General features: G+C 73.1%; 14 protein-coding genes. 10 read left to right on the top strand and 4 right to left on the bottom strand.

Features of this window, described 5'->3' with window-relative positions; all coding sequences use genetic code 11:
* The first annotated feature begins 74 nt into the window (after positions 1–74).
* On the top strand, positions 75–1,832 hold the full coding sequence (gene ctaD / locus V6U88_RS07790) for an aa3-type cytochrome oxidase subunit I (protein WP_334451136.1): 1,758 nt from the start codon (positions 75–77) through the stop codon (positions 1,830–1,832).
* 823 nt (positions 1,833–2,655) lie between these two features.
* On the opposite strand, the gene V6U88_RS07785 is transcribed toward ctaD, so the two are convergent.
* The 4 genes from V6U88_RS07785 to V6U88_RS07770 all read right to left on the bottom strand — a co-directional run bounded on the left by V6U88_RS07785 (position 2,656) and on the right by V6U88_RS07770 (position 8,512).
* A complete protein-coding gene (locus V6U88_RS07785; protein WP_334451135.1) occupies positions 2,656–3,870 on the bottom strand; it encodes an MFS transporter in 1,215 nt (404 codons plus the stop codon).
* Positions 3,871–3,934: 64 nt separating this feature from the next.
* On the bottom strand, positions 3,935–4,516 hold the full coding sequence (locus tag V6U88_RS07780; protein ID WP_334451134.1) for an isochorismatase family protein: 582 nt from the start codon (positions 4,514–4,516) through the stop codon (positions 3,935–3,937).
* Positions 4,517–4,530: 14 nt separating this feature from the next.
* Positions 4,531–5,817 carry a nicotinate phosphoribosyltransferase gene (locus V6U88_RS07775; protein ID WP_334451133.1) on the bottom strand — a complete coding sequence of 429 codons (1,287 nt, stop codon included), beginning with the start codon at positions 5,815–5,817 and terminating at the stop codon, positions 4,531–4,533.
* A 16-nt stretch (positions 5,818–5,833) separates the two neighbouring features.
* Positions 5,834–8,512 (bottom strand): helix-turn-helix transcriptional regulator, encoded by a 2,679-nt coding sequence (locus V6U88_RS07770; protein ID WP_334451132.1) that lies wholly within the window; start codon positions 8,510–8,512, stop codon positions 5,834–5,836.
* Between the two features lie 200 nt (positions 8,513–8,712).
* Here V6U88_RS07770 and V6U88_RS07765 point away from each other — a divergent pair, with 200 nt between their 5' ends.
* The 9 genes from V6U88_RS07765 to rdgB all read left to right on the top strand — a co-directional run bounded on the left by V6U88_RS07765 (position 8,713) and on the right by rdgB (position 15,458).
* Positions 8,713–10,275: a hypothetical protein gene (locus V6U88_RS07765; protein ID WP_334451130.1), complete on the top strand. Its 1,563-nt coding sequence runs from the start codon at positions 8,713–8,715 to the stop codon at positions 10,273–10,275.
* 115 nt (positions 10,276–10,390) lie between these two features.
* Positions 10,391–10,681: an ATP-dependent Clp protease adapter ClpS gene (gene clpS / locus V6U88_RS07760; protein ID WP_088963684.1), complete on the top strand. Its 291-nt coding sequence runs from the start codon at positions 10,391–10,393 to the stop codon at positions 10,679–10,681.
* Positions 10,682–10,683: 2 nt separating this feature from the next.
* Entirely contained in the window at positions 10,684–11,178 is a 495-nt protein-coding gene (locus V6U88_RS07755; protein WP_334451268.1) for a DUF2017 domain-containing protein, read from the top strand.
* 53 nt (positions 11,179–11,231) lie between these two features.
* The gene (locus V6U88_RS07750) at positions 11,232–11,720 is read left to right on the top strand and encodes a M67 family metallopeptidase (RefSeq protein WP_334451128.1); all 489 of its coding nucleotides are present in this window, start codon (positions 11,232–11,234) and stop codon (positions 11,718–11,720) included.
* A 62-nt stretch (positions 11,721–11,782) separates the two neighbouring features.
* Positions 11,783–12,136: a MoaD family protein gene (locus tag V6U88_RS07745; RefSeq protein ID WP_334451266.1), complete on the top strand. Its 354-nt coding sequence runs from the start codon at positions 11,783–11,785 to the stop codon at positions 12,134–12,136.
* A 12-nt stretch (positions 12,137–12,148) separates the two neighbouring features.
* Positions 12,149–13,114, top strand: a complete 966-nt coding sequence (locus tag V6U88_RS07740; protein WP_334451127.1) for a PLP-dependent cysteine synthase family protein — start codon at positions 12,149–12,151, stop codon at positions 13,112–13,114.
* A gap of 192 nt (positions 13,115–13,306) precedes the next feature.
* Entirely contained in the window at positions 13,307–14,053 is a 747-nt protein-coding gene (locus V6U88_RS07735; protein WP_334451125.1) for an MBL fold metallo-hydrolase, read from the top strand.
* 65 nt (positions 14,054–14,118) lie between these two features.
* Positions 14,119–14,844, top strand: a complete 726-nt coding sequence (rph, locus tag V6U88_RS07730) for a ribonuclease PH (RefSeq protein ID WP_334451123.1) — start codon at positions 14,119–14,121, stop codon at positions 14,842–14,844.
* A complete protein-coding gene (gene rdgB, locus V6U88_RS07725; RefSeq protein WP_179803395.1) occupies positions 14,841–15,458 on the top strand; it encodes an RdgB/HAM1 family non-canonical purine NTP pyrophosphatase in 618 nt (205 codons plus the stop codon). Before rph ends, rdgB begins: the two co-directional genes overlap by 4 nt.
* The last annotated feature ends 81 nt before the right edge of the window (positions 15,459–15,539 follow it).

Here is a 15,539-nt window from a genome sequence, read left to right as displayed (position 1 = left end):
TATCCTCCTTGCGGATGACGGCTCGCAGATAGAAGCGCGTGCCGAGCGGGACAACCGAGAACCGGAGGCCATTCGTGACCACCGTCGCACCCAAGCCGGTCGTGACCCGGCCATGGCCGGTCCGAGAGCCGGTCAAGGGGTCGGCCATCGCGCGGCTGCTGCGCACCACGGACGCGAAGCAGATCGGGATCATGTACATGGTCACCGCGTTCGTGTTCTTCATGGTCGGTGGCCTGATGGCCCTGATCATGCGTGCCGAGCTGGCGCGGCCGGGCCTGCAGTTCCTGTCGCCCGAGCAGTACAACCAGCTGTTCACGATGCACGGCACGATCATGCTGCTGTTCTTCGCGACGCCGATCGTGTTCGCCTTCGCGAACTACGTCGTGCCGCTGCAGATCGGCGCCCCTGACGTCTCCTTCCCCCGGCTCAACGCCTTCGCCTACTGGCTCTACCTCTTCGGTGGCACCATGGCGACGGCCGGCTTCATCAGCCCGGGTGGCGCCGCCGACTTCGGCTGGACCGCCTACACCCCGCTGAGCACCGCCGAGCACGCGCCGGGCGTCGGCGCGAACATGTGGGTCGTCGGCCTGGCCATCTCCGGTCTGGGCACGATCCTCGGCGCGGTCAACCTGATCACGACGATCCTGACCCTGCGGGCCCCGGGCATGACCATGTTCCGGATGCCGATCTTCACCTGGAACATGCTGGTCACCAGCCTGCTGGCGATCCTGGTCTTCCCGCTGCTGGCCGCCGCGCTCTTCGCGCTCGCCGCCGACCGCCTGATGGGCGCCCACGTGTACGACCCGGCCACCGGCGGGCCGATGCTCTGGCAGCACCTGTTCTGGTTCTTCGGCCACCCCGAGGTGTACATCATCGCGCTGCCGTTCTTCGGCATCATCAGCGAGATCATTCCGGTCTTCTCCCGTAAGCCGATCTTCGGCTACAAGGGTCTGGTCGCCGCGACCATCGCCATCGCCGCGCTGTCGATGAGCGTCTGGGCGCACCACATGTTCGGCACCGGCCAGGTTCTGCTGCCGTTCTTCAGCTTCCTGAGCTACCTGATCGCCGTGCCCACCGGTATGAAGTTCTTCAACTGGCTCGGCACCATGTGGCGGGGCCAGATCACCTTCGAGACGCCGATGCTCTTCTCCATCGGCTTCCTGGTGACCTTCCTCTTCGGTGGTCTCACCGGTGTGCTGCTCGCCAGCCCGCCGATCGACTTCCACCTGCACGACTCGTACTTCGTGGTGGCGCACTTCCACTACGTGCTCTTCGGCACGATCGTGTTCGCCGTCTTCGCCGGCATCTACTTCTGGTTCCCGAAGATGTTCGGCCGGATGCTCGACGAGCGGCTCGGGAAGATCCACTTCTGGCTCACGATGATCGGCTTCCACACCACGTTCCTGGTGCAGCACTGGCTGGGCAACGAGGGCATGCCGCGTCGGTACGCCGACTACCTGCCCACCGACGGCTTCACCACGCTGAACACGATCTCCACGATCGGCGCGTTCATCACCGGTATCTCGACCCTGCCGTTCATCTGGAACTGCTGGAAGTCGTACAAGACCGGCCCGGTGGTCGAGGTCGAGGACCCGTGGGGTCACGGCAACTCGCTGGAGTGGGCGACCAGCTCCCCGCCGCCCCTGCGCAACTTCGACCGGATGCCGCGGATCCGCTCCGAGCGGCCGGCCTTCGACCACAAGTTCCCGGAGCTGGCCGCCGGTCAGACCCTGGCCGGCCCGCCGGAGGGTGGCTCCAAGCCGCTCACCAGCGAGTCCGACGGTGGCGCCAGCTACCGCGAGGACACCGCGGGCAACGTCGACCAGCGCTGACCCCGCACCCGACAGCCGCCGACGGGCGCCGCACCCCATCAAGGGGTACGGCGCCCGTCGCCGTTGCGGGCCGCAGCCGCGGCGGTCGTGGTGTTCCGGCCTCGGCGGCGTCGGCTGCCGATGCCAGCCTGGGTGGCACACCCGGCGTTGCGGCCTCGGCGGGCGCCGGTCGCCGCTCCCAGCCTGGATGGCACCCGGTTGTCGGTCGGCCTGGGCAGCGTCCTCTCGGTCCGGGCCTGGCCTCTCTGTGTCGCCGGCTCCCGCTGCCGCACCGTGAGCAATTCGTCCGGGCTCGCCGTCGGGGGCGATGTCGGATGGCTCGGTGACGGACCGTGACCTGACCGGGAGGCGGATGCGCTCGTGAGCGATATACCTGGAAGGCATAAATATGCCTCTCAGGTATATCGCTCACGGAGGTATGTGTCTGTCCGCTGCGACACGCCCGATCCACCGGCCCGCCGTGACGGTGTCGCGTGACTGTGTCTCTCTTCCCGGCCACGCCGGCACGCCGTCGCCCAGGTCGGCCGCGGCAGGGCGCGCTCGAGCAGGTGGGCAGCGGGCCTGACTAACAGGCCGCAGGGGCGGAGGCGCGTGGTGGCCGGAGGATCCGCCCCAGCGCCGGCCCTCGCCCGATCGGCCTTCGCGCCGGGCCGCGGTCAGACACTCACGCGCGCTTCCGGCCGACGCCCCCCGGCCGACGCCCCCGCCCAGCGCCCCTCGCCGGTGCCCCCCGGGCTGGCGCCCTCGGCTGACGCGGGCCGCCGGTCGCGTGAGCGCCCAGCAGAGTGCGGGAGCGGGACCGGGCGGCCCAGCGGGCGGCGGGTCAGGAGGTGGCGGGAGCCAGGTCGGCGGTCGCGGCCATCGCGGCAGTCTCGCGCCGGTGGCGCAGCTCGAGGGGGAGCACGGCCAGCGTGACCGCCAGGCCGATCGCGCCGGTGACCGCGAAGCCCCACAGCGGCAGCGAGGCGTCGATCACGGCACCGGCGAGCGGCGCGCCCAGCGCGATGCCGACGGTGACGGCGGAGCCGTGCAGGCCCATCGCCTCGCCGCGTACGCCGGCCGGGGCGAGCCGGCTGACCGCGTCGGAGGTCGCCGCGATGGTCGGGGCGCAGAGCGCGCCTGCCGGGATGAGGGCCAGGCAGAGCAGCCACCAGTGGTCGCCGCCCAGCCCGACCGGGATGGTGCAGAGGCTCAACGCGGCGGCCAGCGCCAGCGGCGAGAACGTGCGCCGGACCGCTCCGTACGCGAAGCCACCGACCAGCGACGCGACCGCCCACATGGTGAGCACGGCGCCGGTCCAGCCGACCTCGCCGCTGGCCCGCAGGACGGCGACCACCGCAACGTCGGTGCCACCGAGTACCAGGGTGGCCGCCCCGCTGACCGCGAGCACGGCCAGCATCCGGGGTGTGAGCCACTCCCGCCGGGGCGTGCGGGGCTGCGGCCCGGCCGGCTCGTCCGCGCTGCGGATGGGCGGATTGAGCAGCCAGAACGCGATGCCCGAGGCGACCACGCCGATGCCGACCGCCCAGAGCGTGACGCGCGCCGAGACGGTGGTGGCCAGCGCCACGGCGAGCGCGGGCCCCACCATGAACGACAACTCGACCGACATCGAGTCCAGCGCGTACGCGGGACGGCGCCGGTCCTCCGGGGCCAGCGCGGCGATGGACTGGCGGATCACCGAGAAGATCGGCAGGGCGAGCAGGCCGGCGAGGAACGCGGCCGGCAGCAGCACGGCCAGCGAGAGCGTCGGCGCGCTCGCCCAGAACACCGCCTCGGCGACGGTGGTCAGGGCGACCACCGGGCGCAGGCCGCGCCGGTCGACCAGTCGGCCGAGCAGCGGCGAGCCGAGCGCGGCCCCGACGGTCATCGCGGCGCCGACCAGGCCTGCGGCGCCGTAGCCGCGGCCGAGGTCAAGCACCACGAAGAAGGTGAGCGTCACCCCGGTCGCGGTGAGCGGGATGCGGGCCAGCACGGACACCAGCAGCAGCGATCGGAGCCCGGGCAGGGCGAGCACCTGCCGGTAAGGCGTCAAGTTCATGATGGTCCGTACCTCCGGCGGCCATCCTCGACCGGAGGTACGACATCGGCAAGCGATTACCGGGTCAAGCGTCCCTGATCACAGGCTCGCCCCGCAGGGTCACCCCGGCGCTGTCCATCGCCCGCAGCGCCACGTCGAGGGTGTCCGGTGCGACGGCGGCGGTGAGGTCGAGCAGCACGGTGGTGGCGAAGCCCTCCCGGGCCGCGTCCAGCGCGGTGGCCCGGATGCAGTGGTCGGTGGCGATGCCGACCAGGTCGACCCGGTCCACGTCGTGCCGCCGCAGCCAGTCGGCCAGGCACTCGCCGTCGTCGGCGTGCCCCTCGAAGCCGGAGTACGCCGCCGCGTGCTCGCCCTTGTGGAAGATCATCTCGACCCGGTCGGTCTTCAGGTGGGGGTGGAACTCCGAGCCGGCGGTGCCGACGACGCAGTGCCGGGGCCACGAGTCGACGTAGTCCGGCGGATCGCCGAAGTGCGCGCCCGGGTCGACGTGGTAGTCCTTGGTGGCGACCACGTGGTCCCAGCGGTCCGGCTCGTCGGCCAGCAGCCGGGAGACCCCGGCCGCCACCCCCGCGCCGCCGGCGACGGCGAGGGACCCGCCCTCGCAGAAGTCATTCTGCACGTCCACGATGATCAAGGCGTTGGCCATCGGAGCACCCTTCCTCAGCTTGCCGGAACGACGGTGACCGGCACGGCCGGGTCACCGTCGGAGAGCTTGAGCCCTTCCCACGGGATGGAGATCAGGCACTGCCGCAGGTGCTCCCGCGACTCGTCGAGCGAGGGCAGCGCGACCGGCTCCCCGTCGACGATGAAGGAGCGCTGGAGCAGGCGGTCGTTGGGCTGCCGGTCCGGGACGCCCTGCGGGAAGATGATCTCCTCGGTGGCGGTGCCGGTGGGCTTGTGCCGGCGTACCGCGACCTTCCGGCCACCGATGGTGCCCTTGCGCTCGGAGCGCTTGACCACCGCGCGGCCCTCCACCTCGACCAGCTTGTAGACCAGCCCGGCGGTGGGCGCGCCGGAGCCGGTGACCACGGCGGTGCCGGCGCCGTACATGTCCACCGGCTCGGCGGCCAGGGCGGCGATGGCGTACTCGTCGAGGTCACCCGACACGATGATCTTCGTCTCGGTGGCGCCGAGCGAGTCGAGCAGCTCCCGGGACTGCTGGGCGATCACCGCCAGGTCGCCGGAGTCGATCCGGATCGCCCGCAGCTCCGGCCCGGCCACCTCGATGGCGTTGCGGATGCCCTGGCTGATGTCGTACGTGTCGACCAGCAGCGTGGTCTCCTTGCCCAGCGTGGCGACCTGCGAGGCGAACGCCGCCTTCTCGTCGTCTTGCAGCAGGGTGAACGCGTGCGCGGCGGTGCCGGCGGTGGGGATGCCGTACCGCTGTCCCGCGGCGAGGTTGGAGGTGAACCGGAACCCGGCCAGGTACGCCGCCCGGGCGGCGGCCACCGCCGCCTCCTCGTGGGCCCGCCGGGAGCCCATCTCGATCAGGGTGCGGCCCCGGGCCGCGGTGACCATCCGGGCGGCGGCCGCGGCCACCGCGCTGTCGTGGTTGAGCACCGACAGCACCAGCGTCTCCAGCACCACGCACTCGGCGAAGCCGCCGGAGACGGTGAGGATCGGCGAGCCGGGGAAGAAGAGCTCACCCTCGGCGTACCCGTCGACGTCGCCGGTGAAGCGGTAGCCGGCCAGCCACTCGGCGGTTCGCTCGTCCACCACCCCGTTACGCCGCAGGAAGTCGACCTCGTCGGCGTCGAAGCGGAAGTCGCGGATCAACTCGACCAGCCGGCCCGTCCCGGCGACCACCCCGTAGCGGCGCCCGGCGGGCAGCCGCCGGCTGAACACCTCGAAGGCGCAGTGTCGCTCGGCGGTGCCGTCCCGCAGGGCGGCGTTGACCATGGTCAGCTCGTAGTGGTCGGTCAGCAGCGCGGGGCGAAGGGTGCTCACCGCTCCAGCCTAGAGTTCAGGCCGGCTCAGCGCCGTCGTGGCCCGTGATCGACCGCAGCGCCGCCGGCAGCTCCACCCGCCCGGTGATGCCGAGCTTGCTGTAGACCCGCTGGAGGTGGTTCTCCACGGTGCGGGTGGACAGGTACAGCTGTTCGGCGATGGCCCGGCTGGTCACTCCGGCGGCGGCCAGCCGGGCGATCTGCCGTTCCCGGTCGGAGAGCACCGGCCGCAACGCCTCCAGCGCCGGCGTGCGGAGCTGGTCGCAGCCACCCAGCAGGGCGGCGAGTCGCTGGTGCGCGGTGCCGGCCGAGGCGGCGCGTTCCCGGCGCAGCTCGCGCAGCGCGGTCGCGGTGGCCTCGGCGGCCCAGACCGGCAGGTCGAGCGCGGCGAAGCCGTCGGCCACCGCCAGCAGTTCGGCCCCGTCACCGGCGACGCCGGCCCGGGCGTACCGGGCCAGCAGCGGCGGGAGCACGCCGTCGACCCGCTCGGAGAGCTCACCCAGCCGCTGCGCGACGGTACGCCGGCTGGCGTCGGTGCAGGTGGGGCCGACCGGGGACGCCGCCTGCCCGAGCCGGACCAGGTCGTGCAGGACCAGCACCTCGTGCCCGGCGAAGCCGTCGGCGCGCAGCCGGTCGGCCAGGTCGCACAGGTGCTTGGTGGCGCCCGGCAGGTCGCCGCCGGCCGCCAGCACCGCGCCGCGGGCCTGCTCCAGCCACGGGTAGAGCACCACCATGCCGGGGGCGTGCGTCCGGTCGGCCTCGGCCATCGCCTCCGCGGCGTGCTCGGCCTCGCCGCGCAGCGCCGCGGCCTGGGCCCGCTCGGCCTGCGCCAGCCCGGCGTAGACCCGGCTGGTGGCCAGCACCGCGCAGGCGCCGAGGCTGACCTTGAGCGCCTCGCCGCTGCGACCGCGCAACCGGGCCGCGTACGCCTGGAGGATCGCCAGGTAACCGGTGCCGAGCCGGAAGTCGCCGGCCCCGGCCAGGTCGGCGAACTCGTCGGCGACGATCGCGTCGATGCCGGCCAGGTCGCCGGCGAGGGCCAGCCGGGTGCCCCGGGCCAGTTCCATCGCGAGCTGGAGGTACGGCATGTCGCTGCGCCAGTGCGGCGCCTGCGCCGCCACCCGGCCGATCGCGGTCGCGCTGCGCTGGAACTGCCCCCGCGCCGCGTCGAGGTGGGCGATGGTGCAGCGGGCCAGCTCCCGGGCCGCCACGCTGGCGGCCGGGCGGTCCAGCACCGACCGGGCGAGCCGCAGCGCCGCCGTGCCGTCCATGCCGTGCAGCCTCATGATCGCCTCGAACGCCCGGACCCGGGCCTGGTCGCCCGGGTCGGTCAGCGCGGCGCCCGCCTCGGCGATCTCCTCCACGGTGGAGTCCCGGCTGAGCCCCCAGTAGCTGACCATGCCGCGCACGGTCAACCAGCGGCTGCGCCGCCGGTCGCAGTCGATCTCACCGGCCACCGCGTCGAGCACCCCGATCGCCTCGTCCGGCCGGTCGGCGAACATCAGGATGGTGGCCAGCAGCTCGGCGGCGTCGAAGCCACCACCGGCGTCGAGCGCCGCGCGGGCCAGCCGGGTCGCCAGCGGTACGTCGTACCGGGCGAACGCCTGGGCGGCCGCGCCGAGCAGCAGCCTGGTGTCCTGGGCGGTGCCCGAGTCCAGCCGCCACACCGCCACCCGGAGCAGGTCGCCCCGGCGCCGCGCGCCGACCAGCTCCAGCAGCTCCGCCAGGTGCGCCTGCAACCGTCGGGTCCGGCTGACCGGGCAGCGGCGGCGCATCATCTCGCCGTACAGCGGGTGGGCCAGCCGGACGTCGAGCCGCCGGTCGTCGCGGACCATGGTGATCAGGCCGCGTTCCTCGGCCAGCTCCACGTCGGCCTGGTCGGCGGCCTGGTAGAGCAGGTGCAGGCCGAGCGGTTCGCCGAAGGCGACCAGCTCCACCACGGCCCGCACGCCCGGCTCCAGCCGCCCGATCCGGGTGTCGATCAGGTCGGTGAGGCTGGGGGCCAGCTCCAGCCGGCCGGTCCAGCGCCAGACGCCGTACCGGCGGTCCAGCTCGCCGCCGTTCGCCGCGGCCAGCACCAGCTCGCGCAGGAGCAGCGGGTTGCCGGCAGAGAGCCGGAACAGCCGGTCGGCCGAGCCGGCGTCGACGGGACCGTCCAGGATGGCCGCGAGCAGGTTGGCCGTCTCCGCCGGGCCGAGCGGGGCCAGCTCGAAGTGCTCGACCAGGTCGTCGGTCCAGAGCGCCCGGATCGGCAGCGGCACCTGCTCGCCGTTGCGCAGCGTGCCCAGGATGGTGGTGTTCTCCTGGCGGGCGAGCAGGTGGACCAGCGCGGCCGACGGCGGGTCGAGCAGGTGGGCGTCGTCGATGGCGAGCACGATCCGCCGCCCGGCGGCCTGCTCCTGCAGCACCTCGACGCCCCAGCGCAGCACGCCGGCGGGGGAGAGGCCCTGCGGCTGCTCGGCCGGGAGCACCTGGGCCAGCCCGCCGAACGGCAGGGCGGCGGTGGCCGTGCTGGCCGCGACGTACCAGATCGCGTAGCGGTCGGCCGGCAGCGCGCCCACTCCCTCGCGCAGCAGCCGGCTCTTGCCGATGCCGGCGTGACCGCTCAGGATGAGACCGCGCCCCTCGGCTCCGTCCACCGCCGAGTGCAGCCGGTCAAGTTCATCCGTTCGGCCGACGAAGCTCCACCGACTCATCCGTGCAGCATATCGACGGAAATCCGTCCGCGCGCACACCGTCACGCTGCGAAGTTGAGTAATGTCGTGGTTACCGGTGAGTATCCACGGTGTTCCGCGCAGGGCGGTACTGGAACGTACCCTTCCGGAATCCGGGTGCCACCGCACCGGATGTCCACGCGGGCTGCTCACCGCAGCCCGCCCGCCACGGGAGGCCGCCGATGAAGCCCGGTCCACTCCCCGGGGTCGACGTGCCCGGCGGTAGCGGCGGCGCGGCCGAGCTGCCCCGCTGCGGTCCGCTCCCCGCCCGCCTGGGGGTCACCGAGCCCGGCCCCGACGAGCCGCTGGCCGTGGTCGCCGCCGGCCCGGCCGCCGCGGCCCGCCGCGAGGTGCTCGCCGCCCTGCTCAATGTCGCCTCCGGCATGCTCGACGTGCCGTCGGGCAGCTGCCTGCTGGTCCGGCACGCCCGGGTCGCCACCCGCGCGGCGTACGTGCCGGGCTACCGGCAGCCCCACTCCTACGGCGCCGACCAGGCAGCCGCCGGTCCGGCGCTGGCCCGCCCGCCCCGCCGGGTCGAGCTGAGCCTGCCCGAGCCGCTGCTGCGCCACTTCGCGGTGCTCGACACGCCGGACGCGGACACCCTCGGGGTCGCCGGCGGCCGGCTGCTCCTCGACGCGGTGGGCCGCGGTGGCGCGCTGCTCTACGTCATCGGCGCCGACCAGGCCTTCACCGCCGCCGAGCTGCACCTGCTGGCCGAGGTGGCCCGGGCCCGGGTCGAGGTCTTCTTCGTGGTCACCCCCGACGCGGGCGGCTGGGCGCCGGCCGAGGCGGCGACCGGGACGGACGACACGGAGGCGTCCGTCCCCTCGCCCCGCGACGCGTCGTCCGAGGCGCCGGCCCTGCTGGACCCGGCGGAGGTCAGCGTCGAGGCGCACCGGGCGGCCCTGCTCGCCGCCGTGCCCGCCCTCGTCGACGCCCGCTGGTTCCCGGTGCACCGGGCCGAGCATCCCGGCCTGCGCCGGGCCCTGGTCGGCTGGGCCGCCGACGAGGTGCTGCGCCGGGGCAGCCTGCAACCGCCGGAGCTGCCCGGCGCCCACGGCCGGGTCGCCGTGGTGCCCGACGCGGACGCGGGGGACTGGTCGGAGCGGCTGGAGCGGCAGAGCCGCACCTGCGCCCGCAGCATCCGCCAGCACCTGGCGCTGGAACTGGCCAACGTCCACCTGCGGGCGGTGCAGGAGATCGTCTTCGGGGTGGGCTGCGCGGGCCTGCCGCAACTGCTCGACCGGGAGCTGGAGGCGCTCTCCCTGCTCGCCACCACCCAGTGCGACCAGGCGGTCCGCGCGGTCATCGACGACGCCGCCGCGCGGGTCCTCGGCGCGCCGCTGGCCGAGGGGGTCCGGCAACGGATCGTCGCGGCCGTCCGGTGGGGCCTGGCCGACCAGCCCCAGGGTCGGGACCTCGAACGGGTGCTCCTGGTCACCAGCACCGCCGGCGTGGGCGAGCTGGTCGGCACCGGTGCGATCGACGCCCTGGCCGGTCACCCGGGGGCGGACCGCGCCGAGGTGCTGCCGCCGATCGCGGTCGCGCTCTCCGGCGGGTGCTGGCAGCACTGGCGCACCCCGGGCAACAACGACCCGATGGCCGCCCGGTCCTGGGCCCAGCGCGCCCTGCGCGAGGTCGAGCTGGAGCTGTCCCGCGAGGTGTCCCGGCGCTTCGAGGTGGTCCGTCTCTCCCTCGGCGCGGTGCTCTCCGATGCCCTCGACCACGGCATCCTGCTCGCCTGAGCGCGGCGTCGTCGCGTCGTCGCCCCACCCCGGCCCCGCCGCCCGGGAGGGTGATCCGGGCCGCCCCGGCGTTCCGGTTCATCGGTTCGCCGAATCCGGTGGCACGATGGGGGGCATGGCGGCTCCACAGGTTGCACCGGTCGAGACGCCGGACACCGACGAGGTGCCGGTCTCGGACCGGCCTTGGGTGACGATCGTCTGGGACGACCCGGTCAACCTCATGACGTACGTGACCTGGGTCTTCCAGAAGCTCTTCGGATACAGCCGGGAGAAGGCCGAGAAACTGATGCTGGACGTGCACCACAAGGGTCGGGCCGTGGTGTCCAGCGGCGCCCGGGAGCGGATGGAGCACGACGCGTCGCAGCTGCACGCGTACGGGCTGTGGGCGACGGTGGATCGCTCGTGAGCATGTTCCGTCGCCAGGGCGGCCGCTACGTCGCCACCTTCGCCGTCGACGAGGTGCGGGTGCTGCGCAAGGTCGCCTCCGAGGTGGTCGGGCTGCTCACCGACGGCTTCGACCACTCCGACCCGGTGGTGGGGCGGCTCTTCCCGGACGCGTACCCGGACGACCCGGCCAACACGGCGGAGTTCCGCCGGTACACCGAGGGCGACCTCAAGACCGCCAAGATCGACCAGGCGGGGGCGATCCTGGCCGCGCTGCCGGACTCCGCCGGTGGCGAGGTGCGGCTGGACGCCGAGGCGGCCGAGGCGTGGCTGCGGGCGCTCAACGACGCCCGGCTGGCCATGGGGGTCCGGCTGGAGATCAAGGACGGCACCGACCTGGGCGAGGAGCTCGACGACGCGGTGGCCGAGGACCCGACCTCCTCGCGGGTGTTCCAACTGTCGGTCTACGCATACCTGGGTTATCTCCAGGAGTCCCTGCTCAACGCCCTGATCGATTGAGTGTGACGGTCACCGCCTCGCGGCCGGCGCGCGGTGGGCGCTAGGCTGGCGACGTGCTGAGCATCGACCGGTCGATCGTCGAGGCGATCGTCGCCCACGCGCGCCGGGACCACCCGGACGAGGCGTGCGGCGTGGTCGCCGGTCCCGCCGGCAGCGACACCCCCAGCCGGCACATCCCGATGGACAACGCCGCGCGTTCGATGACGTTCTACGAGTTCGACTCGATGGAGCAGTTGCGGGTGTGGCGGGAGATGGACGACCGCGACGAGGAGCCGGTCGTCATCTACCACTCGCACACCGCGACGGAGGCGTACCCGTCCCGCACGGACATCTCCTTCGCCGGTGAGCCCGGGGCCCACTACCTGCTGGTCTCCACCCGCGAGCCGGAGACCGAGGAGATTCGCTCCTTCCGGATCGTCGACGGCGTGGTGACCGAGGAGCCGGTGCGGATCGTGGACGCCGCGGTGGACCCGCACGCGGTCCAGTCCTACATGTTCGGGCAGAGCCCGGCGACGGTCGACTACGAGTGTTCCGGCCGCTGACCTTCAGCGCCGTCCACTTCTCGTCCGTCACCGAGGCACACCCGATCAAGGAGCACGACACCATGGCCATCGAGGTTCGCATCCCCACCATCCTGCGCAGCTACACCGGCGGCGCGAAGGTCGTCGAGGGCGCCGGGGACACCCTGGGCGACCTGCTCACCGACCTGGACTCCCGGCACGCCGGCCTGAAGGCCCGGCTGGTCACCGACGCCGGTGCGCTGCACCGCTTCGTCAACGTCTACGTGAACGACGAGGACGTCCGCTTCCTCGGCGCGCTGGACGCCAAGCTCAACGACGGCGACAGCGTGACCATCCTGCCGGCGGTGGCCGGCGGCGCGTTCGGCTTCGCGGCGGCAGCCGCGATCAGCCAGCACCGCGCCGCCGCGGCCGCCATCGCGTCGCACGCCGCTCGCTGACCGGCGGGCGTCATGGCGCGGTACGACAGCCTGCTCGACGCCTGCGGCGGCACCCCCCTGGTGGGGTTGCCCCGGCTCTCGCCGACGGTGCCCGACGGGGCACCGCCGGTGCGGCTCTGGGCGAAGCTGGAGGACCGGAACCCGACCGGCAGCATCAAGGACCGGGCGGCCCTGTTCATGGTCCGCGCGGCCGAGGAGGCCGGCCGGCTCCGGCCGGGCGACACCATCCTCGAACCGACCAGCGGCAACACCGGCATCTCGCTGGCCATGGTGGCCAAGCTCCGTGGCTACCGGCTGGTCTGCGTGATGCCGGAGAACGTCTCCACGGAGCGGGTCCAGCTGCTCCGGATGTACGGCGCGGAGATCATCTTTTCGCCGGCCGCCGGCGGCTCGAACCAGGCCGTGGCCACCGCCAAGCAGATCTCGGCGGAGCACCCCGACTGGGTGATGCTCTTCCAGTACGGCAACGAGGCCAACGCCCGGGCGCACTACGAGACGACCGGGCCGGAGCTGCTGCACGACCTGCCCACCATCACCCACTTCGTGGCGGGTCTGGGCACCACCGGGACCCTGATGGGCACCGGCCGCTACCTGCGGGAGAAGGTCGACGGCATCCAGGTCGTCGCGGCCGAGCCGCGCTACGGCGAGCTGGTCTACGGCCTGCGCAACATCGACGAGGGGTACGTCCCGGAGCTCTACGACGCCACCGTGCTGTCCCGGCGTTTCTCCGTGGGCACCCGGGACGCGGTGCTGCGTACCCGGCAGCTGGTCGAGGTGGAGGGCATCTTCGCCGGGTTCTCCACCGGCGCGATCCTGCACGCCGCCCTGGCGGTGGCTCACGAGGCGGTGCGGGACGGCCGCCGCGCGGACGTCGCCTTCGCGGTCTGTGACGGCGGCTGGAAGTACCTCTCCACCGGCGCCTACGGCGGGACGCTCGCCGACGCCGAGGACGCCCTGGAGGGTCAGCTCTGGGCGTGACGCCCGACCCCGGGCCGGCCGGTCCCCACCGGCCGGCCCGTGGGTGTCACGTTGATGACAACTTCCATTAGATGATTCTTGCCCCGCCGTCGCTGCGCGTAGGCTGCGCAGCGTGGCGTACGCGTCGGTAGAGATCATCGGCGGGGCTGGCACCGGCGTGTCGACTACGTTGAGTAACGACAAGGCGACCGGATGAGACTGACCGTCCTCGGCTGTGCCGGGAGTTTTCCCGGCCCCGAGTCCCCCTGCTCCGCCTACCTCGTCGAGGCGGACGGCTTCCGGCTCCTGATCGACTTCGGCTCCGGGTCGCTCTCCACCCTCCAGCGGTACGCGGGGCTGCACGCCCCGGACGCCATCCTCCTGACCCACCTGCACTGCGACCACATCCTCGACGCCGCCTCGTACGTGGTGGTCCGCCGGTACGCCCCCGACGGGCCGTACCCGCCCCTGCCGATGTACGCCCCGTCCGGCGCGCCGGACCGGCTGGCCGCGATCTACGACCAGGAGGACAACACGGTCGAGGACGTGTACCAGTTCTACGGCCTGCAGCCCGGCACCTTCCCGATCGGCCCGTTCACCGTCACCGTCGACCGGATGAACCACCCGGTCGAGACGTACGGGGTGCGCCTGGAGCACGGCGGGCGGGTGCTCTGCTACTCGTCGGACACCGCGCCCTGCGACGCGCTGCTGCGGCTGGCTCAGGACGCCGACGTCTTCCTCTGCGAGGCGAGCTACCTCGACGGCATGGAGAACCCGCCGGACCTGCACCTGACCGGCCGGGAGGCCGGCGAGGCGGCGACCAAGGCGGGCGTGGGCCGGCTGCTGCTGACCCATCTGGTGGTGGCCTGGGGCAGCGAGTCGCACACCGTCGAGTCGGCCGCCGGGGCGTTCGCCGGGCCGCTGGAAGTGGTCCGGGCCGGCGCGGCGTACGACATCTGAGCGGGACCGGTCGACCGGTGGGCACCCCGGGGCGGTTGGATCACCCGACCGCATAGGGTGCAGGCATGGCGCGACCTGACGGGCGGCTGCCCGACCAACTCCGACCGGTGACCCTGACCCGAGGCTGGAGCACCCATCCGGAGGGCTCCGTGCTCGTCGAGTTCGGCGGCACCCGGGTGCTCTGCACCGCCAGCGTCACCGAGGGGGTGCCCCGCTGGCGCAAGGGCTCCGGGCTCGGCTGGGTCACCGCCGAGTACGCGATGCTGCCCCGGGCCACCAACACCCGCTCGGACCGGGAGAGCGTCAAGGGGCGGGTCGGCGGCCGTACCCACGAGATCTCCCGGCTGATCGGCCGGAGCCTGCGCGCCGCGATCGACCTCAAGGCGCTCGGCGAGAACTCGATCGTGCTCGACTGCGACGTGCTCCAGGCCGACGGCGGCACCCGGACGGCGGCGATCACCGGCGCGTACGTGGCGCTGCACGACGCGGTGACCTGGCTGGCCGGGCGCAAGGCGCTGGCCGGCAAGGTGGAGAAGGTGATGCACCGCTCGGTGTCGGCGGTCAGCGTCGGCATCATCGCCGGCGAGCCCCGGCTCGACCTCGACTACGCCGAGGACGTCGCCGCCGAGGTCGACATGAACGTGGTCTGCACCGGCGAGGGCGACTTCGTCGAGGTGCAGGGGACCGGCGAGGCCGGCATCTTCTCCCGGACGCAGCTCGACGCGCTGCTCGACCTGGGACTGTTGGGCTGCGTGGAACTGGCCGAGGCACAGCGGAAGGCACTGGCATGAACAAGGTCCTGCTCGCCACCCGTAACCGCAAGAAGCTGATCGAGCTCCAGCGGATCCTCGACGGGGCGCTCGGCGCGCACCGGATCGCCCTGATCGGGCTGGACGACGTCGAGGAATACCCCGAGCTGCCGGAGACCGGCCTGACCTTCGGCGAGAACGCGCTGATCAAGGCCCGGGAGGGCTGCCGCCGCACCGGCCTGCCCACCATCGCCGACGACTCCGGGCTGGCGGTCGACGCCCTCAACGGCATGCCGGGCGTGTTCAGCGCCCGCTGGGCCGGCCGGCACGGCGACGACCGGGCCAACCTCCAGCTGGTGCTGGACCAGATCGCCGACCTGCCCGACGAGCACCGCGCCGCCTCGTTCGTCTGCACCGTCGCGCTGGTGCTACCCGGCGGCAAGGAGCACCTGGTGGACGGCCGTCAGGCCGGCCGCCTGCTGCGGGCCCCGCGCGGCGACGGCGGTTTCGGGTACGACCCGATCTTCCTCGGCGACGGCCAGGACCGCACCAACGCCGAGCTGACGCCGGAGGAGAAGGACGCGATCAGCCACCGCGGCAAGGCCCTGCGCGAACTCGCCAAGCTCGCCGCCAAGGTCCTCCCGCCCACCCCCTGACGCACCCCGAGCGCGCACTTTCGCCGAAAGAGTGGCTGTCCCACCCGGGACAGCCACTCTTTCCGTCAAACTGCGGTGTGG

Origin of the sequence: Micromonospora sp. CPCC 205739 (assembly GCF_036906795.1) — a bacterium.
GTDB lineage: Bacteria > Actinomycetota > Actinomycetes > Mycobacteriales > Micromonosporaceae > Micromonospora.
This window is presented reverse-complemented; position numbering and strand designations above follow the sequence as displayed.